This window comes from Bacillus sp. JJ675, from assembly GCF_036963165.1.
Lineage (GTDB): Bacteria > Bacillota > Bacilli > Bacillales > Bacillaceae > Bacillus > Bacillus glycinifermentans.
In genome coordinates, this window is the sequence record NZ_JBALMR010000065.1 from 1 (window position 1) to 23,948 (window position 23,948).

At 48.6% G+C, this 23,948-nt stretch carries 19 protein-coding genes and 2 riboswitches; of the genes, 12 read left to right on the forward strand and 7 right to left on the reverse strand.

Features of this window, described 5'->3' with window-relative positions; genetic code table 11:
* Positions 1–910 (reverse strand): ArnT family glycosyltransferase (locus V7126_RS17085; protein WP_335497885.1); only part of this gene is annotated, 910 nt, incomplete at its 3' end.
* Between the two features lie 205 nt (positions 911–1,115).
* Between V7126_RS17085 and yhfH the strand changes: the two genes are divergently transcribed.
* Genes yhfH through aceA form a run of 3 tightly spaced genes read left to right on the forward strand, consistent with a single transcriptional unit; the run spans position 1,116 to position 4,166 of the window.
* Positions 1,116–1,253, forward strand: coding sequence for a protein YhfH (yhfH, locus tag V7126_RS17090; protein WP_077735948.1), 138 nt, complete (start codon positions 1,116–1,118; stop codon positions 1,251–1,253).
* Between the two features lie 35 nt (positions 1,254–1,288).
* Positions 1,289–2,878, forward strand: coding sequence for a malate synthase A (gene aceB, locus V7126_RS17095; protein ID WP_175075956.1), 1,590 nt, complete (start codon positions 1,289–1,291; stop codon positions 2,876–2,878).
* 13 nt (positions 2,879–2,891) lie between these two features.
* Complete coding sequence (gene aceA / locus V7126_RS17100) at positions 2,892–4,166, forward strand: isocitrate lyase (RefSeq protein ID WP_216898908.1); 1,275 nt, start codon at positions 2,892–2,894, stop codon at positions 4,164–4,166.
* A 59-nt stretch (positions 4,167–4,225) separates the two neighbouring features.
* On the opposite strand, the gene V7126_RS17105 is transcribed toward aceA, so the two are convergent.
* On the reverse strand, positions 4,226–4,384 hold the full coding sequence (locus tag V7126_RS17105) for a hypothetical protein (RefSeq protein WP_164918187.1): 159 nt from the start codon (positions 4,382–4,384) through the stop codon (positions 4,226–4,228).
* Between the two features lie 163 nt (positions 4,385–4,547).
* On the opposite strand from V7126_RS17105, the gene V7126_RS17110 reads away from it, so the two are divergent.
* From V7126_RS17110 to V7126_RS17145, 8 genes are all read left to right on the forward strand, one after another.
* Positions 4,548–5,630 (forward strand): hypothetical protein, encoded by a 1,083-nt coding sequence (locus V7126_RS17110; protein WP_335497891.1) that lies wholly within the window; start codon positions 4,548–4,550, stop codon positions 5,628–5,630.
* Between the two features lie 50 nt (positions 5,631–5,680).
* A riboswitch (TPP riboswitch) is annotated at positions 5,681–5,786 on the forward strand.
* Positions 5,787–5,895: 109 nt separating this feature from the next.
* Positions 5,896–6,582, forward strand: a complete 687-nt coding sequence (gene tenA, locus V7126_RS17115) for a thiaminase II (RefSeq protein ID WP_175075958.1) — start codon at positions 5,896–5,898, stop codon at positions 6,580–6,582.
* A complete protein-coding gene (locus V7126_RS17120; RefSeq protein WP_175075959.1) occupies positions 6,579–7,178 on the forward strand; it encodes an ECF transporter S component in 600 nt (199 codons plus the stop codon). The genes tenA and V7126_RS17120 overlap by 4 nt, the downstream gene beginning before the upstream one ends.
* Entirely contained in the window at positions 7,153–8,742 is a 1,590-nt protein-coding gene (locus V7126_RS17125) for an ABC transporter ATP-binding protein (protein WP_046130500.1), read from the forward strand. The genes V7126_RS17120 and V7126_RS17125 overlap by 26 nt, the downstream gene beginning before the upstream one ends.
* Positions 8,739–9,476 (forward strand): energy-coupling factor transporter transmembrane component T family protein, encoded by a 738-nt coding sequence (locus V7126_RS17130; protein ID WP_175075960.1) that lies wholly within the window; start codon positions 8,739–8,741, stop codon positions 9,474–9,476. The genes V7126_RS17125 and V7126_RS17130 overlap by 4 nt, the downstream gene beginning before the upstream one ends.
* A gap of 180 nt (positions 9,477–9,656) precedes the next feature.
* Positions 9,657–10,490, forward strand: a complete 834-nt coding sequence (gene licT, locus V7126_RS17135; protein ID WP_175075961.1) for a BglG family transcription antiterminator LicT — start codon at positions 9,657–9,659, stop codon at positions 10,488–10,490.
* A 298-nt stretch (positions 10,491–10,788) separates the two neighbouring features.
* Positions 10,789–12,603 carry a beta-glucoside-specific PTS transporter subunit IIABC gene (locus V7126_RS17140; RefSeq protein ID WP_175075962.1) on the forward strand — a complete coding sequence of 605 codons (1,815 nt, stop codon included), beginning with the start codon at positions 10,789–10,791 and terminating at the stop codon, positions 12,601–12,603.
* Between the two features lie 21 nt (positions 12,604–12,624).
* Positions 12,625–14,043 (forward strand): glycoside hydrolase family 1 protein, encoded by a 1,419-nt coding sequence (locus tag V7126_RS17145; RefSeq protein ID WP_046130496.1) that lies wholly within the window; start codon positions 12,625–12,627, stop codon positions 14,041–14,043.
* Positions 14,044–14,086: 43 nt separating this feature from the next.
* On the opposite strand, the gene citH is transcribed toward V7126_RS17145, so the two are convergent.
* Positions 14,087–15,391 carry a citrate transporter CitH gene (citH, locus tag V7126_RS17150; RefSeq protein WP_335497900.1) on the reverse strand — a complete coding sequence of 435 codons (1,305 nt, stop codon included), beginning with the start codon at positions 15,389–15,391 and terminating at the stop codon, positions 14,087–14,089.
* A 253-nt stretch (positions 15,392–15,644) separates the two neighbouring features.
* Here citH and V7126_RS17155 point away from each other — a divergent pair, with 253 nt between their 5' ends.
* A complete protein-coding gene (locus tag V7126_RS17155) occupies positions 15,645–17,720 on the forward strand; it encodes a catalase (RefSeq protein WP_335497902.1) in 2,076 nt (691 codons plus the stop codon).
* 42 nt (positions 17,721–17,762) lie between these two features.
* Here V7126_RS17155 and V7126_RS17160 read toward each other — a convergent pair whose 3' ends face one another.
* The 4 genes from V7126_RS17160 to V7126_RS17175 form a co-directional block, all read right to left on the reverse strand.
* Complete coding sequence (locus V7126_RS17160; RefSeq protein WP_046130590.1) at positions 17,763–18,959, reverse strand: NupC/NupG family nucleoside CNT transporter; 1,197 nt, start codon at positions 18,957–18,959, stop codon at positions 17,763–17,765.
* Positions 18,960–19,095: 136 nt separating this feature from the next.
* A riboswitch (purine riboswitch) is annotated at positions 19,096–19,197 on the reverse strand.
* Between the two features lie 357 nt (positions 19,198–19,554).
* Entirely contained in the window at positions 19,555–20,556 is a 1,002-nt protein-coding gene (gene galE / locus V7126_RS17165) for a UDP-glucose 4-epimerase GalE (RefSeq protein ID WP_335497905.1), read from the reverse strand.
* A 31-nt stretch (positions 20,557–20,587) separates the two neighbouring features.
* Complete coding sequence (locus V7126_RS17170; RefSeq protein ID WP_082094088.1) at positions 20,588–21,571, reverse strand: glycosyltransferase family 2 protein; 984 nt, start codon at positions 21,569–21,571, stop codon at positions 20,588–20,590.
* 13 nt (positions 21,572–21,584) lie between these two features.
* The gene (locus tag V7126_RS17175; RefSeq protein ID WP_335497908.1) at positions 21,585–23,813 is read right to left on the reverse strand and encodes a glycosyltransferase family 39 protein; all 2,229 of its coding nucleotides are present in this window, start codon (positions 23,811–23,813) and stop codon (positions 21,585–21,587) included.
* Between the last annotated feature and the right edge of the window lie 135 nt (positions 23,814–23,948).

The following is a 23,948-nucleotide window of genomic DNA, read 5'->3' on the forward strand; positions in this document are numbered from 1 at the left end:
GGCCCCCTCCGCCAGACGGCTGCCCGCCTCCGTTTTGGCCTTGAGCATCACCGCCGGCCGGGCCGTTACCGTTCGGCGGCTGCATATCTGCGCCAAATCCGTTCATATCGCCGCGGGAATTGCCTGTCGTCTGTCCGAGCAGGCGTTCTGTACCGTTGTATCCGAAAGCCAGTTCAAGCACGGAGTTTTTCTGGCTGCTTCCGACATATGGACGGCTGTCCGCCGACGTGTAGTCGACAACGAGTGCCCACGAAAGGGAAACGCCGGTAAGGACGATAAGCGACAGTACGGCCGACGCGATTTTTTTCCTCCATTTGGCTTTTGCCGCAACCAGGTAGAATAGCAAAAAGGCCGGGATGACCATAAAGGCTTGAAGCATCTTCATATTGAATCCGATTCCGACGATTCCAAACGCGGCGAGCAGCAAGATCAGCTTTCCTTGTTTGACCGCCCTCATCAGGCACCATGTACCGAGAAGCAGCGTGAATACGAGCATGCTGTCGATATTGTTCGTCCGGCTGACGGCGACTGCGATCGGCGTCAGCGCCATAACAAGAGCGCTGATTCGCGCTGCACCTTTGCCGAATCTCGGCTTGATCATGATGTAGAGAAGGAAGACAGAACCGACTCCTGCTAGCGCCTGCGGAAGGATCACGCTCCACGTATGAACGCCGAATACGAGCGCGAAGATCGTCTGTATCCATAGGACGAGCGGCGGCTTATCAACCGATACAAATCCCGAAGGATCGAATGAAGCATAGAAGAAATTGTGGAAGCTTTTCGTCATGCTTTTAACTGCTGCCAAGTAATACTGGTTGGCCGCATCATCCTGCCAGATGTTATATGTATTCAGAATAAGTGCTGCCAGCAAAATCAAGATAAGTGCGATATCCGGTTTTTTTAATTTCATCATCTCTCACCTCTTTATGGTTACCTATTTTAGATAAAAAATATGAATAAGTTATGAATAAAAAAAGAAATATTCTTTGTTATTGCACGATGGGAAAAAATAAATAATTTTGGAAAAAGTGTGTACATTTTCGATTTCCCGCTGTATACTGTACTACAACAGAAATAAAAAACAAAATCTGTTGTATAAAAAGGAGGGGGAAACAATGAGCATGAAAAGCCCGCTCGAATTCTTTCGAACGCTTCCAAAAAAAACGTGCCCAGAATGCGGGGAGCAGGTGGAAGAACAGGCTGAATCCTATTTCATGGAATGCGAGCGCTGCCTTGCGAAGAAGGGAGAGTAACTGTTTTATAACAAAATGCGAAAGGGGCTAGAGAGATGAAGACAGAAGAGAGAAGGCTGCAGATCAAGGGAGACATGAATCCGGAATATGAAGCAATTTTAACAAAGGAAGCGCTTCAGTTCGTCGGGCGTCTTGAACGCCACTTCGGCAAAAGAAGGCGCGATTTACTGCACTTGCGAAATATCGTTCAGGCGGAAATTGATCAAGGAAAGAACCCCGATTTTCTAAAAGAGACGCAGTACATTCGGGAAGGAAACTGGACGGCTGCGCCGGTCCCGCCGGATTTGGAAGACCGCAGGGTAGAGATTACCGGGCCGGTGGACAGAAAAATGGTGATCAACGCTCTCAATTCGGGGGCGAAGGTGTTTATGGCCGATTTTGAAGACGCCAACTCACCGACGTGGAAAAACTGTGTAGAAGGACAGATCAATTTAAGGGATGCAATCCGCGGGACGATTGATTTTACAAACGAAAACGGCAAACGGTATCAGCTCAATGAGAATCCGGCGGTCATCATGGTCAGGCCGCGGGGCTGGCATTTGGAGGAAAAGCACGTGCTGGCTGACGGAAAACCGGTTTCTGCAAGCTTGTTCGATTTTGGCCTCTATTTTTTTCATAACGCAAAAGCGCTGATCAACAAAGGGAGCGGCCCTTATTTCTACCTTCCAAAAATCGAAAATCATCTTGAAGCAAGGCTATGGAATGACGTATTTGTTTACGCCCAGAACGATTTGGGCATCCCGCAGGGCACGATAAAGGCGACCGTCTTAATCGAAACAATCCTGGCAGCTTTTGAAATGGATGAGATCTTGTATGAATTGAAGGAACATTCGGCAGGCCTCAACTGCGGCAGATGGGATTACATTTTCAGCTTCATTAAGAAATTCCGCAGCAGGGAAGACGTCATCTTTCCCGACCGTTCAGCCGTGACGATGACGGTTCCGAACATGAGAGCCTATTCCCTTTTGGTCATCAAAACGTGCCATAAGCGGAATGTCCATGCGATCGGGGGAATGGCGGCGCAGATTCCTGCAAAAGACAATCCTGATATCAACGCTGCGGCTTTCGCGAAAATACGCGAGGATAAGGAGCGCGAAGTAAAAGACGGGCATGACGGGACATGGATCGCGCATCCCGGCATGATTCAAACGGCTCTCGACGTATTTGATGAACATATGCCTGAAGCAAATCAGATTCATAGAAAGCGTGAAGACATCAAGGTTGAAGGGAAAGATTTGCTGGAAGTGCCGACAGGGCGGATCACGGAAAAGGGCGTCCGCACGAATATCAGCGCCGGCATCCGCTATATGGCTTCCTGGCTGTCCGGAAAAGGCGCTGCCCCGATTGACCATTTGATGGAGGATGCGGCAACGGCCGAAATTTCAAGAGCTCAATTATGGCAATGGATCCGCCATCCGCAAGGCATTCTGGATGACGGCCGGGAAGTGACTGCAGAAATGTTCAAGACGATGAAAGAGGAAGAAATGAAGAGGATCATCGATGACATCGGGTTGAAGCGTTATCAAGAAGGCCGCTTTGAAGAGGCCGGACGGCTCTTTGAAGCAATGATTTTGGATGATCAATTCGCTGAATTTTTGACAATACCCGCTTATGAAAAATTATAAGGAGGAATGGGAGATGAGGTCTGAACAGGCAAAACAATTGGAGGAGAGCTGGCAGGATGAACGGTGGAACGGAATCACAAGGCCGTACAAGGCTGAGGATGTGATCCGCCTGAGGGGGTCCCTTGAAATCGAATATACCATCGCAAGGCGCGGCTCTGAAAAACTTTGGCGGCTTCTCCATTCGGAAGATTTCGTTCCAGCGCTTGGAGCGTTGACGGGAAACCAGGCAATGCAGCAAGTAAAGGCCGGATTGAAAGCGATTTATTTAAGCGGCTGGCAAGTGGCGGCCGATGCAAACCTTGCGGGGAGCATGTACCCTGACCAAAGCCTGTATCCGGCAAACAGCGTTCCGGAAGTCGTCAAAAGAATCAACCGTACGCTCCAGCGCGCAGACCAGATTCATTTCATGGAAGGAAAAGAAGAGATCGATTGGTTTGCACCGATCGTAGCGGATGCTGAAGCGGGATTCGGCGGGCAGCTGAATGTCTTCGAATTGATGAAAAGCATGATTGAGGCAGGTGCCGCTGGCGTTCATTTTGAAGACCAGCTTTCATCAGAGAAAAAATGCGGACATTTGGGCGGAAAAGTGCTGTTGCCGACGCAGACGGCGGTTCGTAATTTGATCGCGGCCCGCCTCGCCGCAGATGTCATGGGCGTCCCGACGGTTCTCATCGCCCGGACGGATGCGAATGCGGCCGATCTCATCACAAGCGACATCGACCAGTATGATGCCCCGTTTTTGACGGGAGAACGCACATCAGAAGGATTTTTCAAAACGAAAGCGGGCCTTGATCAGGCGATTGCCAGAGGGCTTGCATATGCGCCTTACGCCGACTTGGTCTGGTGTGAAACATCAGAACCTAATCTTGATGAGGCGCGCCGGTTTGCAGAGGCGATTCATGAACAATTCCCGGGAAAACTGCTTGCGTACAATTGCTCGCCTTCTTTTAACTGGAAAGCCAAACTCGATGATCAAACGATTGGTGATTTTCAAAAAGATCTCAGTGAAATGGGGTATAAATTTCAATTCGTCACACTCGCTGGGTTCCACGCTTTAAATCACGGCATGTTTGAACTGGCCCGCCAATATAAAACACGCGGGATGGCCGCTTACTCTGAGCTGCAGCAGGCCGAGTTCGCCAGCGAAGCCCACGGCTATACGGCGACAAGGCACCAGCGTGAAGTCGGAACGAGCTATTTTGATGAAGTCGCACAAGTCGTTACAGGAGGGACTTCTTCGACGACGGCGCTAAAAGGCTCGACGGAAGCGGAGCAGTTTCAGCAGTAAATCGCTGTGAAAAAGCCGCCTTGCTTGACAGGCGGCTTGCTCGTTTGTATAAAAATATTTTAGCAATTGGCATCATTGGAAGGGGCAATCAAAGGATGTTCCCGAAGCACAATCACATTCTGATGAGCTTTGTTACTTCTTTTGGCCGGCCGGTTGTCTTTGCTGAATGAGTAGAACAAATACACGGTCATTGTCAAAATCAAGATAAACATCATCATATCTATCCCCTCCAATTGAAATTTGCCTTTCAATATATAAGACGGATTGCGCCCAGTATAAGTTTCAGAAAATTTGTTTATTTCTTAAAAAATATCAATCTATACCAAATGCTGTAAATATACGTTATGATGAAGTAGAGATGAAGAAAAGGAGTGAAGTGAGTTGGGAAAGAGGGTTAAACGATTTTCATTCATGTTCGCCGTTTTGCTCATGATCTCGTCGGTCCCGGCGATGGCCGAAGGAGCAGAACCGCCGAAGAAGGAAAAAGAGATTGCAGACTACCAGCAAAAGCTTGAAGTCAAACGGGAAAACATTGCGATCGATCGGGCCAATATAAAAGATTCCTACAGACTCAATGAAGACGGGCAGTCTTTGAACGTAACAAAACCCAAAGCTTCCGTCAAATCAAACTATTCTTCTTCAGAACAATCCTTTCAGCACCAGGCCTCACTGACGGAAACCAACAAGGACGATCTGTGGTTTTTCAGCACGCCTTCAGACAGAACATTCATCGCGAGAATCCTATCAAACAATGCCGACTACACCGTGCAGCTTTACGTGGTTGACTGGGAAAAAGGACAAGCCATTCCGACGAATATCTCCGCGTCAGCCGGCAATTTGATCGCACTCAATGAGCTTCCAAAAGGCGACTATGCGCTCAGGGTTTTTTCGGCGGGAGATGTCGGAGATTCCTATACGATTCAAATGAACGCCAGGAACCCGGCCCATTTTACATCGGCAGTATCTGTCTCATCTTCCCTGCAGCAATTTGTCGCGGAATATGAAGACGGTTCAGTTTATGCCAACGGCACCTTTGTATATAACAAAAACGGCGGAAATAGCCACCTTGACTGGAAGAGAGTCTTTTATTTTCCGTATGGCGGCGGCTACACCCAGCGGACTCACGAGATTGCAGATGCAAAGGTCAAATCGGTTTCCGCACCTGTATCATACAAAGCAAGCTATGCCAGCTCTGAAGAAGCCATCATGGTCTATCTCGATAAAGGGACATTGTTTATGCACCACCAGTCCGCCTTTCAATCCGGCGTCGGCTATGAAGGTTCGTTTGTCGATACGCTTGGAAAGGTGACGCCGAGAAGGATCGATGACAACGATTTTGAATACGGCGATCATATTCTCATCGTCGATTTAAAAACGGGTAAGTCTATCGATTTCTTCAGTGTATTAAACTACTACTATGCAAGCGGGGTCGAAAAAATCCCGGCGATTCAATACTTGAATTAAAGCATTGACATGTAGTTTATAGATGTGTAGAGTAAAAGTTAATGAAATAGGAAGTCCACTGGGGGAGCCATAAAGCTGGCTGAGACAAGAGGTGATCTTGGACCCTTCGAACCTGATCTAGTTCGCACTAGCGTAGGGAAGTGGAGCCGGTGTCTTTATGAGTTCATCATCTTAAGCCGCTCCATTTTGGGGCGGCTTTTTTGCATAAAGAAGCCGTTTTCCCCTTGTGCCTTCCTTTATAAATGAATGTAAGGAGGCTTTCTTCATGAGTTTTTCAGCGCAACTTCGCCGCGAGGCAAATCCCATCTTTGAAGCCATTTTTCAGCATCCTTTTGTAAAGGGGCTGGCGTCGGGCGACCTAAAAAAGGAACAGCTCATCCATTATGTCAAACAGGATGTCGCGTATTTGAATTCCTTTGTACAAATCTACGGAATCGCTATTTCAAAATGCAAAAAACGGGAAGACATGACCATGTTCAACCGGCAGATTTCCTTTGTGCTGGACAGCGAGGTGCATCCCCACAACAATCTTTGCCGGGTTGCAGGCGTACAATATGAAGACCTGCACGGCTATCCTCTCGCACCGTCGGCTCATCATTATATCAGCCATATGCTGACGGCCGCGCACGAAGGCACGATCGGAGACATATTGGCCGTTTTGCTGCCGTGTCCGTGGACATATTGGGAGATTGGCAAAAGATTGCTGAATGAGGTGCAGCCTGATCCGTCGCATCCGTTTTATGACTGGATTCTATTTTACGGAGACCGAACCGATTCGATTACAACGGCATTTTGCGCTCGTTTGGATGAATGGGCAAAGGATGCACGCGAGGAAGAAAAAGAGAAAATGAAAGAGCTCTTTTTGTTAAGCTGCCAGCTTGAATATCAGTTTTGGGAGATGGCCTATACCCTTGAAGATTGGCCTGTGAATATGGAGGCGGCGGGACGATGAATTGGAGGATGAAAGAAGTCGTCATGACCGTGATATTGTCAGTCGCCTGCGGTGTAATTTATTTAGGGTGGTCCACCTTGTGGATTCCGGTTTCGGCTATCGTCGGTCCAGTCGGTGCAAACTTTATGTTCGGCATATGGGTGATTGCGAGTCCGATCGTTGCCTATATCATCCGCAAACCGGGGGCGGCGCTGATTGCCGAGACGGCAGCTGCGGCGGTTGAACTGCTGACGGGAAGCCATTTTGGGTTATCTTCACTGCTCATCGGCGTTTTCCAGGGGGCTGGAGCGGAAATCGCTTTTGCGATGTTTCGTTATCAGCGCTATAACCTGTTTACCCTTATGCTGTCCGGAGCGCTTGCGGCCGTCGGCAGCATGACCTACAGCCTGATCGCAAACGGCTTTGGCTACTATACGACAGAAAAGCTGGTTCTGACATTTATCATTCAGGTCATCAGCGGAATCATTCTCGGCGGCTGGCTCGCCAAAGCGGTGGTCGGGGCGCTCGCGAAAACAGGTGTGCTCGACCAATATGAGATCATGAAGGAACAGCGGAAAAAGGATGAATCAAATGAATTCGTATCTAGGATGCAATAATCTATCCGTTCGCTTTTACAATCGTTCGGAAACGGTATTGGACAGCTTGAGTCTATCGATTCAAAAAGGAGAGAAGGTGCTGATACTCGGGCCGAGCGGAAGCGGAAAATCGACATTGATTTCGGTGCTTTCCGGAATTATACCCGAACATATTGAAGCCGAAGTCAAAGGCGAGGTAGACCGCAGAAAAAGCGCCGGTGTCATGTTTCAGGACCCGGATTCGCAATTCTGCATGCTTCGGGTTGATGAAGAAATCGCCTTTAGTCTGGAAAATCGCCGTGTTCCCCCCGAAGATATGGAGCGGATGATCTCTTCTCTCATGGATCAGGTCGGGCTGAATGTTGATAAGAAAACGCCGATTGAGACTTTGTCAGGGGGCATGAAACAGCGGCTCGCGCTGGCGTGTCTTTTGGCTTTGGAACCGGAAGTGCTGTTTTTTGACGAGCCGACGGCGCAGCTTGATCCGGTCAGCCGGAACGCGATCTTCGCCCTGCTGAAAGACGTCTCTGAAAAAACGGGGCAGACGATGGTGTTTGTCGAGCATGTGTTGGACGGCTGCATCGAATGGATGGACCGCGTCATCCTTTTAAACGAAAACGGACGCATGATCGGCGACGGAAAACCCGGGGACATTCTCCGTCTCTATCAGCGGCAAATGAAGGAGGCCGGCATTTGGCTGCCCAAGCTGTATCCGGCTGTATGGGAGGAAGTCGTCCGGGACGAGACCCATCCGCTTGCCGTCAAGCTGTCTGCCGAACTGAAAAAAAAAGAACGTGAGGAAGAAAGCGGGACGCCCAAAAGCAGGACATTGATCCGCACCGAAGATGCAGCGATCGGCTATCGAAAAAAAACGGTTGCGGACGGCATCAGCGTTCAGATTCCAAAAGGCGCCTGGGTATCGGTCATCGGGGAGAACGGCAGCGGGAAAAGCACGTTTCTCAAAAGCCTGATCCGCTTGGAAGCGGTGAGAAAAGGACGCATTTATTTGGAGGATTGCGAGCTGAAAAAATGGTCTGACAAGGACTTGTATGACAAGGCCGGCTTCGTCTTTCAAAACCCGGAGCTCCAATTTATTCAGGATTCGGTCTTTGAGGAAATCGCGTACGGAGCGAGACAGAGAAACTGGTCTGGGGAAGAGATTGAGAAAAAAACGTCCGGCCTGTTACAAGAGTTCGGGCTTACATCACACCGAAAGGCCCACCCGTTCACATTGAGCCTGGGGCAAAAACGTCGTCTGAGCGTGGCGACGATGCTTTTGTTTGATCAAGATTTGCTTCTCCTTGATGAACCGACATTCGGACAGGACGAAAAAACGTCAGGAGAGCTGATTAAACGGTTAAAAGAACGGCAGGAACGGGGAACCTCAATCATCATGGTGACCCATGATATGGATATCGTCGACCGGCACTCTGATCAAGTCATCGTGTTTCACAAAGGAAAAGCGGCTTATCAGGGAACGCCTTACCGTTTATTTTCCGATCGGAGCCTCATCAGCCGGTTCTCGATCGTTCCGCCGCTTCACTATAAACTGATGCATGCCAGAGAAAAGAAGGTGCCTGTATGAAAAGCAATGATTCATACCTTTCAACATTGAATCCTGCGGGAAAGCTTTTTTTCCATCTGCTTGTCATGTGTATATTAATGACCGTTTCAAACCCGAAGCCGACTTTTTTCATATGGCTTCTCGCGGTGATGACCGGCATCGTTTTCGGAGGCTGGACGGCTGCATATTTGGCGAAGCGCCTGCTGCCTTATCTGCTTTTTTTCGTTCTCGTCTGCTGGATGATGGCCGCTTTTGGAAAAGGAGAGGAAACGCTTTGGCAATGGGCATGGTTCCATGTGACGAAGGAGAGCCTTGGAAACGGCCTGACGATCGCTTTGCGGATGCTCGGGTTTGTCACATACGGACTCCTGTTTACGTCAACGACCGATTTAACGGCGTTCATCATGAGCTTAATTCATCAATGCAGGCTGTCGCCGAAATGGGCGTATGGACTGCTGGCCGGATTTCGGTTTGTTCCGCTCTTTCAATCAGAGCTCTCGCAAATGAAAGCCGCGCATAAAATCAGGGGCTATAAACAAAAAAACAGCTGGAAAGCCTTTATCACATATTCGCTCCCATTGTTCTCCCAAGGCATCCGCAAATCGGAAAGAATTGCGGTGGTAATGGAAGCGCGGGGTTTTACGGGCACGAGAAACCGGACGTATTATCAAACGCCCCGGCTTGGCGCAAAAGATGCGCTTTACGGAATCGTTCTGCTTCTCGCCGTGCTGGGGATATTGATAGTATTTTCCTGAAAAATACATTTGTTAGAGCCGTGAAAGCGGCTCTTTTTTAATAATGAGAATAGAAAAACTCCGGAACAATTGACTTAAACATATTGACCTGGTCTAAAAAGGTTGTACAATCAATGTGTAACATGTGAAAAAAGAAATATAAATCATCCCCTTCATTCTAATAAAACGGGAGGTGCACCAGTGAAAATAGCCAAGGTGATCAACAATAATGTGGTCAGTGTTTTAGACGAACGGGATCAGGAGCTTGTGGTCATGGGCAGGGGAATCGCCTTTCAGAAAAAACCCGGTGAAATGGTTGATGAATCAAGGATAGAGAAGATTTTCAGGCTTGATAATAAAGACATCTCAGAACGATTTAAAACGCTTCTCGATGAAATACCGATCGAATTTATGGAGATGACGGAGGAAATCATCAGCCTGGCAAAAATGCGGCTCGGAAAAAAGCTGAACGACAGCATATACGTGTCGCTGACCGATCACATCCATTTTGCCATTGAAAGGCATAAAAAAGGGATGGATATTAAAAACGCTTTGCTCTGGGAAACGAAACGGCTTTATAAAGATGAATTTGCCATCGGCAAAGAGGCGCTTTTGATGATTAAAAACAAAACCGGCATTGAACTTCCTGAGGATGAAGCCGCCTTTATCGCGCTTCATATCGTAAACGCCGAGCTCAATGAAGAAATGCCGAACATCGTCAATATTACGAAGGTCATGCAGGAAATATTAAGCATTGTGAAGTACCACTTTCATGTCGATTTTGACGAAGAGTCGCTTCACTATTACCGGTTTATTACTCATTTGAAGTTTTTCGCGCAGCGGCTGTTCAGCGGGTTCTACATGGAAATCAAAGACGATTTTTTATTTGACACCGTAAAAAATAAATACCGGGACGCTTATGGATGTACAAATAAAATCAAGCAGTATATTGAAAAAGAATACGGCTACAAGCTGACGAGCGAAGAATTGCTCTACTTAACGATCCATATTGAAAGGGTTGTTCATCAGGCGTGATCAGAAAATGAAAGCGTTGACAATAGGGGAAATGTGTGCTAATTTGAATATAAACAACACCACCACCATCTATTTTAGGATTGTTACTGGTGATGCAGGCAAAACCTAAATTGCTATGGGACAGGGGCGGAAGTCTCTTTTCATGGCGATTTAGGTTTTTTATTTTCATACGCTCACATACGGATTGTTACTGCTTACGGCAGGCAAAACCTAAATGAAGCCTTTTCACAGGCTTTGTTTAGGTTTTTTCTTTTTCATAGATACATAGGTTCCAAGTGAGATGAGGGGATGATCACAGATGGATTTTCAATCATTAGCCAAACAGATTTTGACTCATATTGGAGGTGAAACAAATGTTGCTTCTCTTGTCCATTGTGCGACAAGGCTGCGCTTTAAGCTGAAAGACCGTTCAAAGGCCGATAAGGAGGCGATTGAAAGCATCGACGGCGTCGTGACGGTTGTCGAGAGCGGGGGACAGTTTCAAGTTGTCATCGGCAATCACGTCCCTGAGGTTTACAAAGAGATCGGACTCATGTCCGGCGTTCTGGAGAATGCACAAGCAGGCGGAAGCCGGGACGAAAAAGGAAGTCTCGCCGGCAGACTGGTCGACATTATATCCAGCATCTTCATGCCGCTCCTCGGCGTCATGGCCGGGGCGGGGATTTTAAAAGGGCTGCTTTTAATATGTACGAACGCCGGATGGCTGACTGCCGAGGAGACGACATATACGATTTTATACGCGGCCGCAGACAGTTTATTTTACTTTTTGCCACTACTATTGGCCGTTACGGCAGCGAAGAAATTCGGAGCGAATATGTTTGTGGCGCTCACGATAGCCGGGGCGCTCATTTATCCGTCGATTATTGAATTGAAAAACAGCGGCGCAGATGCGGAATTTTTCGGTATTCCCGTCGTTTTGATGAATTATACGTCAACCGTTATTCCGATTATCCTTGCCGTATTCGTGATGAGCTATCTCGAAAAATTTTGTATGCGCTTCATCCATGAAAGCGTCAAAAACTTTATCACCCCTCTCATTTGCCTAGCGGTCATGGTACCGCTGACCTTAATCGTGTTCGGTCCGCTCGGGGTTTATACGGGAAACGGCATTGCCGCAGCGATTTTGTCGATTTTTGATGTCAGTCCGATTCTGGCCGGGGCGCTCATCGCGGCATTGTGGCAGATCCTTGTTATCTTCGGGATTCATTGGGGCATCGTCCCGGTCATCCTCAACAACATTGCCGTCCATGGAAAGGATTACATCAAACCGGCGACGGCGGCGGCCGTTTTTGCCCAAACAGGAGCCGCCTTCGGCGTGATGTTGAAGACGAAGAACAAAAAGCTGAAGGCTTTGGCAGGATCTGCCGCGATAACGGGAATTTTCGGCATTACCGAACCTGCCGTTTACGGGGTGACCCTGAGGCTGAAAAAGCCGTTTGTATGCGGTGTCATCAGCGCGGCGGCGGGCGGAGCCATTATCGGCTATTCCCACAGCATCGCGATCGCGTCAGGCGCCCCGGGGCTGTTGACCATTCCGATTTTTTACGGACCGGGCTTTCTCGGGTTTATTATCGGCATCTCCGTCTCGTTCATATTATCGATCGTGCTCACCTACATCGTCGGATTCGATGATCCCGCGGATGAGAAAAAGCAGCAGCATGGCGGCGAACAGATTTACAGCCCATTGCAAGGAGAAGTGCTTCCGTTAACCGAAGTATCTGATACAGTCTTTTCGTCTGAGGCGCTTGGCAAAGGCGTTGCGGTGCTCCCGGCGAAAGGAATCGTCACCGCACCGGCGGCCGGCGTTGTCTCAACGGTATTTCCGACAGGGCATGCATACGGCATCACGACGGAAAGCAAAGCCGAAATCCTCATTCATATCGGAGTGGACACCGTAAAGTTGGAAGGAAAGCATTTTTATCCGAAAGCCGTACAAGGGCAAACCGTGAAACGGGGTGATATTCTCGCAGAATTCGATTTAGAGGCGCTGAAACGGGAAGGATTTGACGTGAAAACGCCGATCGTGGTGACAAATTCAGATCGATACGGCGATGTCATCAGGACTGACCAAAAACGGATCAAACCGGATGACTGGATCATCACATTAATGTAATCTGCATAGGAGGAATAGAAGATGAAATACAGCACTTTAGCCAAGTTTCCGGAAGGTTTTTTGTGGGGGGCGTCCACTTCCGCATATCAGGTGGAAGGCGCTTGGAATGAAGACGGAAAAGGACCGTCCGTCATTGATGCGCGAGAAAGCTATCCGGAAGGAACGACCGATTTTAAAGTCGCGAGCGACCACTACCACCGCTATAAAGAGGATATCGCGCTGTTTGCCGAAATGGGATTCAAAGCGTACCGTTTTTCAATTGCCTGGACGCGCATCATTCCGGATGGGGACGGTGAGATTAATCCGAAGGGCATTGAATTTTACAGCAATCTGATCGATGAGCTTCTCAAATATAACATCGAGCCGATCGTGACAATGTACCACTTCGACCTGCCGAATGCGCTTCAGAAAAAAGGCGGCTGGTCTGACAGGAGAACGATTGACGCCTTTGAAACATATGCAAAAATCCTTTTTGAACACTACGGCGACCGCGTGAAATACTGGCTGACCATCAACGAGCAAAACATGATGATCCTGCACGGCTCCGCGCTCGGCACGCTTGATGAGAACCTGGAAAATCCGAAAAAAGAGCTGTATCAGCAAAATCACCATATGCTGGTCGCCCAGGCGAAAGCGATCAATCTGTGTCATCAGCTTCTGCCAGATGCAAAGATCGGGCCGGCTCCAAATATCGCGCTGATTTACCCCGCTTCATCGAAACCGGAGGATATTTTAGCCGCATTTAACTATAATGCCATCCGAAACTGGCTGTACTTAGACATGGCCGTGTACGGCCGCTACAATACGACAGCATGGGCATATATGAAAGAAAAAGGCTGTACGCCGGTTATTGCTGAGGGGGACACGGAGATTCTGCGCTCCGCCAAACCGGACTTTATCGCGTTCAATTACTATACGTCGCAAACGGCTGAAGCGAGTAAAAACGACGGCAGCGATACAGCTGCCCGCGGCGGAGACCAGCATTTGCAGACAGGCGAGGAAGGCGTATACAGGGGAAGCAGCAACCCTCATCTGAAGAAAAACGAATTTGGCTGGGAAATCGATCCCGTCGGCTTCCGTTCCACACTGAGGGAAATTTATGACCGTTACCAGCTTCCGCTCATCATTACCGAAAACGGCCTCGGCGCATTCGACAAGCTTGAGGACGGAGACGTCGTTAATGATGACTACCGGATCGACTATTTAAAGCAGCATATTCAGCAAATCCAATTGGCGATAACGGACGGTGTCGATGTCTTCGGCTATTCTCCGTGGTCGGCGATCGATTTAATTTCGACGCACCAAGGCTGCTCAAAGCGTTACGGATTTATATACGTGAACCGCGACGAATTCGATTTGAAAGACTTGCGCCGAATTAAAAAGAAAAGCTTTTACTGGTACAAAGAGCTGATCGCTTCAAATGGCGAGAACCTGGATTAACCCAGTTTAAAGCACCCCTTGTCACGAAGGGGTGCTTTTATCATTAAAATGAAATAATGCCGAGTATCACCGCTGCAATCGTCATCACAATGGTCGTACCGATCGCCCATTTTAATGTGAATTTTTGATGATCGCCGAAGGTGACGCCGACCATTCCGACGAGAAGGTATGTTGACGGAACAAGCGGGCTGAGCAAGTGAACAGGCTGCCCTAAAAGCGAAGCTCTGCCGATTTCAGCCGCGTCGATTCCGTAGTTTGACGCCGCTTCTGCGATAATAGGAAGGACGCCGAAATAATAGGCATCGTTTGACATGAAGAACGTAAACGGCATACTTGTGATCGCCGTAATAATCGGCAAATGCGGACCCATTGAATCCGGTATTAATGAAACGAGGGAATTCGCCATGGCATCAACCATCTTCGTCCCCGACAGGATACCAGTGAAAATCCCGGCCGCAAACACCATGGAAACGACCGACAAAGCATTTCCGGCGTGAGCGGATATGCGGTCCTGCTGCTCTTTAAGCTTAGGATAATTGACCATTAAAGCGATGGCAAAAGCGGTCATGAACAAAACCGGCAGCGGCAGCAGGCTGGTAACTAGCGCAACCATCAACACAACCGTCAGCAAAAAATTGAACCATAGCAAGGACGGGCGTTTGAATGACGGTGCATCTGAGGCCGCTGACGTTTCCGATGTCGTTTTGACGGAAGATTGATATTCAATATCCACAACTCCGAGCCTTTTGCGTTCTCTTTTGCCGAGGACATAAGCAACAAAGATGACCCATAGAAGTCCCAGGATCATTGCCGGAATCAGCGGGGTAAACACTTCCGATGTATCAAGCTTGAGGGAGGTCAGCACGCGCGCGGTCGGACCGCCCCACGGAATAATGTTCATTACGCCTGAGCCGAGCATCGCGACCCCCGCCAGTATAAGCGGATTCATCCCGAGCCGCTTGTAGAGCGGAAGCATCGCCGCTATCGTAATCATGTATGTCGTGGTGCCGTCGCCGTCCAACGAAATCATCATCGTCAAAAGGGCTGTGCCGACTACGATTTTTAACGGATCTCCTTTAACAAATGTCAGGATTTGCTTAATAATCGGATCAAACAAGCCGGTGTCTATCATAATGCCAAAATAAAGAATGGCGAACAACAGCATGATTCCCGTCGGCGCTATGTCGGATATGCCTTTCAGCATCATGTCGCCGAGTCCGCCCGCAAAACCGCCGATAAGCGCAAAAACGATCGGGACAAGGATCAAAGCGGTCAAAGCGGATACACGGTTGGACATAATCAGGTACATGAACACAATAATCATCATAAATCCTAAAATCGACAGCATAAACCGTTCCCTCCAAATGATGTTTTCGTAAGGCAAGTTTTTTTTAAGCCGACCTAAGAAAGCGTTTACAAAAAACAGTTTAATAAAATTCAGAATTATCTAAATAATTATTTCTAATTTTACACAAATATAATCTGCTGTCAATTTAATCTTTTGCCCGCATCTTCAAGTTTATGAAGCTTCAAAACAGGGTATATCATAAAACAGCATCCTAAAAGAATCCGCATGAAACAAAAAACGGGAGGGAGCTGTCATGAATAAGAATGAGCGCCGCAAAGCCGATGAAAACAGCAAGGATGAACAGCTTGAATACTACCGGACCGACAACCGCGGCAAAAAAATGACGACAAACCAGGGCGTGCGCATATCTGAGGATGAGCATTCATTAAAGGCCGGGACGCGCGGCCCTACGCTGATGGAGGACTTCCACTTTAGGGAAAAGATCACCCACTTTGACCATGAACGGATTCCGGAACGCGTCGTTCACGCGAGGGGATTCGGAGCGCATGGCCATTTTCAAGTGTACGAACCGATGACAAAGTATACAAAAGCGAAATTTCTTCAGGACCCTTCTGTGAAAACGCCTGTCTTCGTCCGGTTTTCGACGGTTGCAGGCTCAAGGGGGTCAGGCGATACCGTCCGCGATGTCAGGGGATTTGCCGTGAAATTTTATACGGAGGAAGGAAACTATGACCTCGTCGGCAATAACATCCCCGTTTTTTTCATCCAGGACGCCATTAAGTTTCCTGATTTGGTGCATGCATTCAAACCTGAGCCCCACAATGAAATCCCGCAGGCATCCACGGCGCATGATACCTTTTGGGATTTTGTCGCCAACAATCAGGAGACGGCGCACATGATCATGTGGGCGATGTCGGACAGGGCGATTCCGCGCAGCTATCGGATGATGGAAGGTTTTGGCGTCCATACGTTCAGATTCGTGAATGATAAAGGCAAGGCCCGTTTTGTGAAGTTTCATTGGAAGCCGCTGCTGGGCGTCCATTCTCTTGTCTGGGACGAAGCCCAAAAAATAGCCGGCAAAGATCCGGATTTTCACAGGCGCGATCTGTGGGAGGCCATCGAAAGAGGAGACGATGTAGAATACGAACTTGGCGTACAAATGATCGATGAAGAAGACGAGTTCAAGTTTGATTTTGATATCCTCGATCCGACGAAACTGTGGCCGGAGGAGATGATTCCGGTTCGGATCATCGGGAAAATGACGTTAAACCGAAATCAGGACAATGTCTTTGCGGAAACGGAACAGGCGGCGTTTCACCCGGGCAACGTTGTTCCCGGCATCGATTTTACGAACGACCCGCTCCTTCAGGGCCGACTGTTTTCCTATACCGATACACAGCTGATCCGCTTGGGCGGCCCGAACTTTCACGAAATTCCGATCAACAGGCCGGTCTGCCCGTTTCACAACAACCAGTATGACGGCTATCACCGCATGACGATCAATACCGGGCCTGTCGCATATCATAAAAATTCGCTGCAGCAGAACGATCCTGCCCCTGCTTCTGAAGAGGAAGGCGGATATATACATTATCAGGAGAAAGTCGAAGGCCGGAAAATCCGCCGGCGCAGCGACAGCTTTAAAGATCATTTTTCTCAGGCGAAGCTTTTTTGGAACAGCATGTCTCCGGTCGAAAAAGAACATATTGTATCAGCGTTCCGATTTGAGGTCGGAAAGGTCAAAAGCAAGGACGTCCGCAAGCAGGTCGTCGAGATGTTCAACAAGGTTGACGGGGAACTGGCGAAACAAATTGCTGCGGGCGTCGGCGTAAAGCCGCCTGAAAAAGACGAAGGCTCAAAAGTGATGCTCAAATCCCCGGCACTAAGCCAGGAGAACACGAGGAAATCGCCGTTGACAAGAACGGTTGCGATTTTAGTCGAAGACGGCTTCAGCCATTCCGAAGTTATCCGGGTCATCACAGCCTTGATTAAAGCGGGGCTTGTTCCCGATGTCATCAGCTCGCATTTAGGCGCAGTCAAAGGCGACAACGGCAAAGAAATCGAAGCCGGAAATACATTGCAGACCGCCGATTCTGTGCTGTATGACGCCGTTTATATTCCAGGCGGCAAAGACAGCATTGAACGGCTGAAGAAACAAAAAGCCGCGTTGGACTTCATCAATGAAGCGTTCAGCCATTTTAAAGCGATCGGAGCCGCAAGCGAAGGAGTTGACCTTCTGGCGTCCGCGGCCGGCACCCGTGCGCTCTCAGAGTCCGGTATCGTAACGGCGGCCGGCGGCGCGCCTGATGCATTCAGTAAAAAGCTGATCGAAGCGGTCGGTCAGCATCGTCATTGGGAGAGAACGGTATAAAAAAAAGCAGGCCGTTAAAGGCCTGCTTTTTTCGTCTAGCGATTACCACACAAACAACCCGACAATCGCCGCGCTCAACAGTGAGACGGCAATTCCGCTGACAAGCAGCTTCCAGACGTTTTTACCGATAACCGCAGATTTTTCTTCTTCTTTAAATAAAGAGTTATATGTTCCGTAGATCATGCCGACGGTGCTGAAATTAGCAAAGGAGACTAAGAACGTCGTTGCGACCGCAGCTGTGTGCGGCGGAAGCGATTGTAACTGCGTTTTTAAATCCATCATCGCCACAAATTCGTTTGTGGCAAGCTTCATGCCCATCAGCTGTGCGACATACATCGTGTCATTCCATGATAAACCGAGCAAGAACGCGAACGGGCTGAAGATGTACGAAAAGATTTTTTGGATCGTCAAGCCGTGCATGATCAGACCCAAGATGCCGTTTACGCATGACGTGAGCGCGACATATCCGATGACCATCGCCAAAATGACGATTACCATGTTCATGCCGACCATCATGCTGTTGGAAATTGTTGAGAAGAAGTCCTTCTTTTCTTCTTTCGGCGGCACGTAAATGATGTCTTCGTCTTTCTTAACTTCAACCGGGTTTAAAATGCTCGCCAGGATCAACGCGTTTAAACAGTTTAAAGGAATGGCCGTAAATACATATGTGGCCGGAACCATCGCCAAATAAGAGCCGATGATCGAACCGCTGATGCTGCTCATGCTCATGATGCCGAACGTCAATAGACGGTTTGTCTTTAGCACGGACAATTGCTGACGAATGACGGCCAGCGCTTCCGTGTTGCCCAAAAACATCATTTGAATCGAAAAGAAACTTTCCAATTTAGGCAGCTTGGATACTTTTGAAATCACCCAGCCGATCTTATCGATCAGCCACGTCAGGATTCCAAAATAAGACAGAATGTCAAAGAATGTGACGACAAAAATAATCGGCAGCAAGGCGCTGAAGAAAAAGTCGACCGTCGGATTGCTCATCACGGACGGAAAAGCAAACGCGATACCGTCTTTCGCGCAGTCTATCAGCCAAGAGAAGAATGAGGCGATGACGTTAATGACGGAGCCGCCAATCTTCGTCCCGAGCATAAACCATGTTACCAACAGTTCAAGTACAAAGAGAGAAAGGATCGGTCTCCACTTTACTTTTTTCTTTTGCGGGGAACATAAAAAAACAACGGCCATGACGACAAATATACCCAAAATATTAATTAAAAAATACATGATCCCAACTCCCAAAATATTTTTTGAAAATAAAAAGGCTCTTATTTTTTCATAGATTCTGACAATACAGAAAGCATGAAAAATAAGAGCTGACGTAAAATAGATGGATTGGCGAAACCGTCCTATTTTCGTGTTCAAATCTATCAAACTTTCTTGTAGTCTAGCGATTTACGGTTGCTAGGTAGAAACAATCAGACCCTATTACTGATTATATACAAGAATGCTATTTGTTATTTTGACTGTATTTTATCCTGACAACCGTTAAAAATCAACCCGCCATTATATTTTCACAATAATAAATTATTTCCAATACTCCTGTGACATATACAAAAAAGCCGGTGTTAATGTTCTCATAGATTTACAAAAAACCAAAAAACAGCCGACTGCTTATTTAGCCGATTTGGACATTAGCGGTTTGAATCACGGCTTACTTTGAATAAATTGCAAAGCGTAAATTTTGTTGTCGGATTTTCCAAGTCTGGCTCTAAGCAGTCGATTAGCTTTTGAAGACAAGTCAAATTCACCATGAAAAAAACTGCACCCTATTGCCAGACAGCGTCTAACACTAAGGTGCAGTTCACATTTCCCGGCTTTTTCAACCCTGCCTCATCTGACGCGACCCATATCCATTCGGATTCGCAGAGTGCCAGTTCCAGGCGTCGCGGATAATTGCGATCAGGCTGTTGTGTTTGGGGATCCAGCCCAGCTCTTTCCTGGCTCTGGAGGAGGAAGCGATCAGCGTGTCGGGGGCGCTGCCGCTGCCTTCCGCATAACGCGTGCTGATCAGGCTGATGCCTGTAACATACTGGGCGGCCTGGATGACTTGTTCGGCGGAATAGCCTTCTTCGTACCCGAGGTTGAATGTCCGGCTTTCCCCGCCTTTTCTTAAATGGCTGACAGCGAGTACATGGGCTTCTGCCAGGTCCTGAACGTGGACGTAGTCGCGGATGCATGTCCCTTCTGCCGCCGTGCGGCCGTTGCATGATAAAGATACAAAAGGTTTTTGCCCAATTGCGGCGCGAAGAACGCTTGAGATGAGATGCGTATCGCTGTCATCGTCCTCGGCTTCGGCAAGAAGCGCGCCTCCCGCATTGAAAGAGCGGAGAATCACATATTTCAGTCCGTATGCTGTTTCGGCTTCCATCAGCATTTTCTCCATCGCCCATTTTGCTTTTCCGTGCGGGTGTACGGGCCGGGGTTCTGTTTCCTCTGTAATCGGTCCGTCTATTGCGTCCCCGTAGACAGATGCGCTTGAAGCAAAGACGATCCGGCTGACGCCGAATTCCTTCATGACCGCAAGCAGCGTTTCCATGCCTGTGATGTTTTCATTAAAGGAGGCAAACACGTTTCCGGATTTTGAGGAAATCGGAGTGGCGGCAAAATGCATGACGGCTTCGATGTCCTCGTTGGCGAATACCTGCTTGAGAAAATGCCGGTCCCTGATGTCCCCTTGATAAAAAACAGCTTCGGGATGGATGGCTTCCGCTTGCCCTGTTGCAAGGGAATCGACAACAACGACTTTTTCATGTTTCTCAATTAACGTGTAAACGGCGTGGGAGCCGATATAGCCGGCTCCTCCGGCAACGAGTATGCTCATCGAAATCTCTCCTTTTGTATCTCTTTATTTGTTACACGATATGCCGCTGAGGTGCGGCAGCCTGTCTCTTTTCTTCAAATCCGTATTTTCCGTCTATGATATAAAGCGGCCGGTCTTTGACTTCGTCATAAATCCGTCCGATGTATTCGCCGATCGCTCCGAGGATGATCAGGATAAATCCGCTGAACAAGCACTGCAGGATGATCATCGAAGACCAGCCGGTAATGGTGCTTGTCGTGAACAGCTTCAGGCAGACGACGATAAAGGCGTATATAAAGCCGATCGCCGAAAGCACGATTCCTGAGTAGCTCGCCAGTTTCAACGGCTGGAAGGAGAACGATGTAATTCCGTCCAGCGAAAGTTTCAGCATTTTCTTGAGCGGATACTTCGTTTCGCCGGCGAGCCGTTCGCGGCGTTCATAGTACACGGCCGTCTGGTTGAATCCGAGCCAGCTGACGAGTCCGCGTACAAACGGATTTTTCTCTTTTAGTTTGTTCAGTTCTTTGACGACTTTGCGGTCCATGAGCCTGAAGTCTCCCGTATCGACGGGGATGTCAACATCTGTGAGCTTTCTCAGGATGCGGTAAAACATGGAGGCCGTCTGTTTTTTGAAAAACGTTTCTCCTTCCCGCTTCGTCCGGACGGCATAAACGACGTCATAGCCTTCACGCCATTTCTCCGCCATTTCCAAAATCAGTTCGGGCGGGTCCTGCAAATCCGCGTCAATGACGACGATCGCTTTTCCCGCTGCGTAGTCCGTTCCTGCGGTGATCGCTATCTGGTGTCCGAAGTTTCTTGAGAAATTCAGGCATTTTACGGCCGGATCAGTGTTTGCCAGCGACTTCAGCATATGAATGCTGTCGTCGCTGGAGCCGTCATTTACAAAAATCAGCTCATAGGCTTCACCGGTTGAATCCATGACGTTTTTGAGTCTGTCATAAGTGTTGTGAAGAACCTCTGCCTCGTTGTAGACAGGGATTACGATTGAAAATGTGATTTCTTTCTGCACCTTCATCACCCTTCCTTTATCAGTCTAGCTCCACTTTATAGAGAGTCTGGTTTCCTCCCGGTCCGTTTGCTTGTGATTTGCTTGTTGAAGACGAGCCGTTCCACTTGCTCTCAGAAATCTTTTTGCCGTGCTTTTTAATCCAATTTGTAATGTCAGAGTTTTGCATTCCTTTGTCATCGCCGATCAGGAAGTATTTGACTTCACCGTTTTTGACGAGCTTTTCGAGCTTGCTCACGGTCAAAATCGGGTCGCTGCCGGAGAATCCGCCCATCGCCATCACTGCTTTGCCGGTTTTGATGATGTAAGATTGAGCAGAAGTTGCGCTTGAGACTGCAAATAAGTATTTTTCTCCGGTATTGTTCTTTTCCAGGTATGACAGGAGGGCTTCATTGACTGATTCGCCGCCGCCCATTCCGCCTGATCTCATTTGCTTTTTCTGATTAGGGCTGCTGCCTAGCTGGTTTTGGCCGGAGCTGCTGCCGGCGTTGTCATTGTCCTGCCCGGTTTGGCCGGAATTCATGTTAGGCGGTGCGCCATTGCCGCTTTGACTGCTGTTGTTTGACTGGCCTTCTTGGCCGCCAAATCCCGGAGGCCCGTCACCGTTTTTCATTTGCATCTTGCCGCCGCCTCCGCCAAACGATTGCGCCGATTTAGGCCCGGCTTGCGGGATCATGCCGTTCACTCCGTCAGCGAGAGTCGCCGTCGTCCAGTAGAAAGGACCGATCAGCATGCCGAGAAGCGCTGCAAGCGAAACGTAGTAGCTGAACGACTTTCCTTTTTTGGCAAAGAAGAAGAGAAGACAGCTTGTGCCGATTCCGAAAGCGCCGATGAGAATGCTCCAGCCGATTCCGATGTCGCTGAGATAAGGGCTGAAGATATACAATTCAAACGCTGTTGTCAGCAAAACGCCGATTGGCAATAGCCGTTTTTTCCAGCCGTTTTCTTCCTGATAAAGTCGAACAAGTGCCGTCCAGCCCGCACCTGACAAGGCTGCAATCGGTGCTGCCAGCATGATCAGATAGTAGTGGTGGAAGAATCCGGCGATGCTGAAGAAGCCGGCGACAGGGACAAGCCACATCGTCCAGAAAATCGTTTCATTCGTTGTATCATTGAATTTTCTTTGACCGCGAAGGCCTGTGATCAGCAAGCCGATGATGCCGAACAATACAAACGGGATCAGCCAGCTTGCCTGACCTGAAAGCTCAGATTGGAACAATCTAAGAGGTCCCGGTGTCCCCGTACCGAAAGAGCCTGCACCGTTGCCCCCGCCTCCTGGACCGCCGCCGCCTTTTTGAACATCGCCCGTCTGGCCGCCCGGACCGCCTGAAGGCATTTCTCCGCCGCTTGGCGGATTCATCTGTCCGTTTGAGGAAGATGAACTGCTGCTAGATGTGCCGCTTTGCTGCTCTTGGTTCGATTTCTTTTGTGTTTGATCAGAAGCCGCTTTGCCCCCGCCTGCTCCGGACTGTCCCGTCAGACGCTGGACTCCGTTGTAGCCGAAGGCGAGCTCCATGACAGAGTTCGTCTGGCTGCTGCCGATATAAGGCCTGGAGCTTTCCGGCTGGCTGTCAACAACGACTGCCCATGATACGGAAACCGCCGCAAGAACGATGACCGATGTAATCAGAGACACAATTTTTTTGCGAGTCGTCGTCTTTGCTGCAATCAGATAAAACAGCATAAATGCAGGTAACACCATGTACGCTTGCAGCATCTTGACGTTAAAGCCGACGCCGACCATACAGAATGCGCCGAGCAGCCAGCCGATTTTTCCTGTGCGGACTGCTTTAAACAGCATCCATGTTGCAATCATCAAACAAAGGACAAGAATGCTGTCAACGTTGTTTGTATGGCTGACAGCGACGGCAATCGGTGTACAAGCCATAACGAGTGCGGAAATTCTTGCTGCCGTTTTCCCGAAAGTAGGTTTTACAATGAAGTAGAGCAGTGCTACGGAAATGACTTCCGCGATTCCCTCGGGAAGCACGACGCTCCAGCCGTGCACGCCGAACACAAGCGCGAAAAGGGTCTGTACCCATAGTGCGACCGGCGGTTTATCGACGGTTACAAAACCTCCCGGATCAAAAGAAGCGTAAAAGAAGTTGTGAAAGCTTTGCGTCATGCTCGTAACGGCTGCCGTGTAGTAGGCGTTGTCTGTATCGCTGTTCCAGATGCCGTACAGGTTGAGCGCTGCGGATAATAAGAGAATGAGAACTAGGAATATATCAATTTTCCTTTTCTTTATCATGATTCGATCACCTCACTAACAAGCATTATAGAAGCCAAATATGATCAAACTATGAACAAATCAAGAAGGATTTTTAAAAGAAGACATAAAAAAAGCCATACCTGATATCAGGTATGGCTCAGCTTGTAGAGAAAA

Bases quoted from the DNA above. Each gene is read 5' to 3' on its own strand.
- V7126_RS17175 (WP_335497908.1), bottom strand. From the start codon at position 23,813: ATGATAAAGAAAAGGAAAATTGATATATTCCTAGTTCTCATTCTCTTA.
- V7126_RS17170 (WP_082094088.1), bottom strand. From the start codon at position 21,571: ATGAAGGTGCAGAAAGAAATCACATTTTCAATCGTAATCCCTGTCTAC.
- V7126_RS17160 (WP_046130590.1), bottom strand. From the start codon at position 18,959: ATGTATTTTTTAATTAATATTTTGGGTATATTTGTCGTCATGGCCGTT.
- V7126_RS17155 (WP_335497902.1), top strand. From the start codon at position 15,645: ATGAATAAGAATGAGCGCCGCAAAGCCGATGAAAACAGCAAGGATGAA.
- V7126_RS17145 (WP_046130496.1), top strand. From the start codon at position 12,625: ATGAAATACAGCACTTTAGCCAAGTTTCCGGAAGGTTTTTTGTGGGGG.
- V7126_RS17140 (WP_175075962.1), top strand. From the start codon at position 10,789: ATGGATTTTCAATCATTAGCCAAACAGATTTTGACTCATATTGGAGGT.
- V7126_RS17105 (WP_164918187.1), bottom strand. From the start codon at position 4,384: ATGATGATGTTTATCTTGATTTTGACAATGACCGTGTATTTGTTCTAC.
- V7126_RS17130 (WP_175075960.1), top strand. From the start codon at position 8,739: ATGAAAAGCAATGATTCATACCTTTCAACATTGAATCCTGCGGGAAAG.
- tenA (WP_175075958.1), top strand. From the start codon at position 5,896: ATGAGTTTTTCAGCGCAACTTCGCCGCGAGGCAAATCCCATCTTTGAA.
- V7126_RS17120 (WP_175075959.1), top strand. From the start codon at position 6,579: ATGAATTGGAGGATGAAAGAAGTCGTCATGACCGTGATATTGTCAGTC.
- yhfH (WP_077735948.1), top strand. From the start codon at position 1,116: ATGAGCATGAAAAGCCCGCTCGAATTCTTTCGAACGCTTCCAAAAAAA.
- galE (WP_335497905.1), bottom strand. From the start codon at position 20,556: ATGAGCATACTCGTTGCCGGAGGAGCCGGCTATATCGGCTCCCACGCC.
- aceA (WP_216898908.1), top strand. From the start codon at position 2,892: ATGAGGTCTGAACAGGCAAAACAATTGGAGGAGAGCTGGCAGGATGAA.
- aceB (WP_175075956.1), top strand. From the start codon at position 1,289: ATGAAGACAGAAGAGAGAAGGCTGCAGATCAAGGGAGACATGAATCCG.
- V7126_RS17125 (WP_046130500.1), top strand. From the start codon at position 7,153: ATGAATTCGTATCTAGGATGCAATAATCTATCCGTTCGCTTTTACAAT.
- citH (WP_335497900.1), bottom strand. From the start codon at position 15,391: ATGCTGTCGATTTTAGGATTTATGATGATTATTGTGTTCATGTACCTG.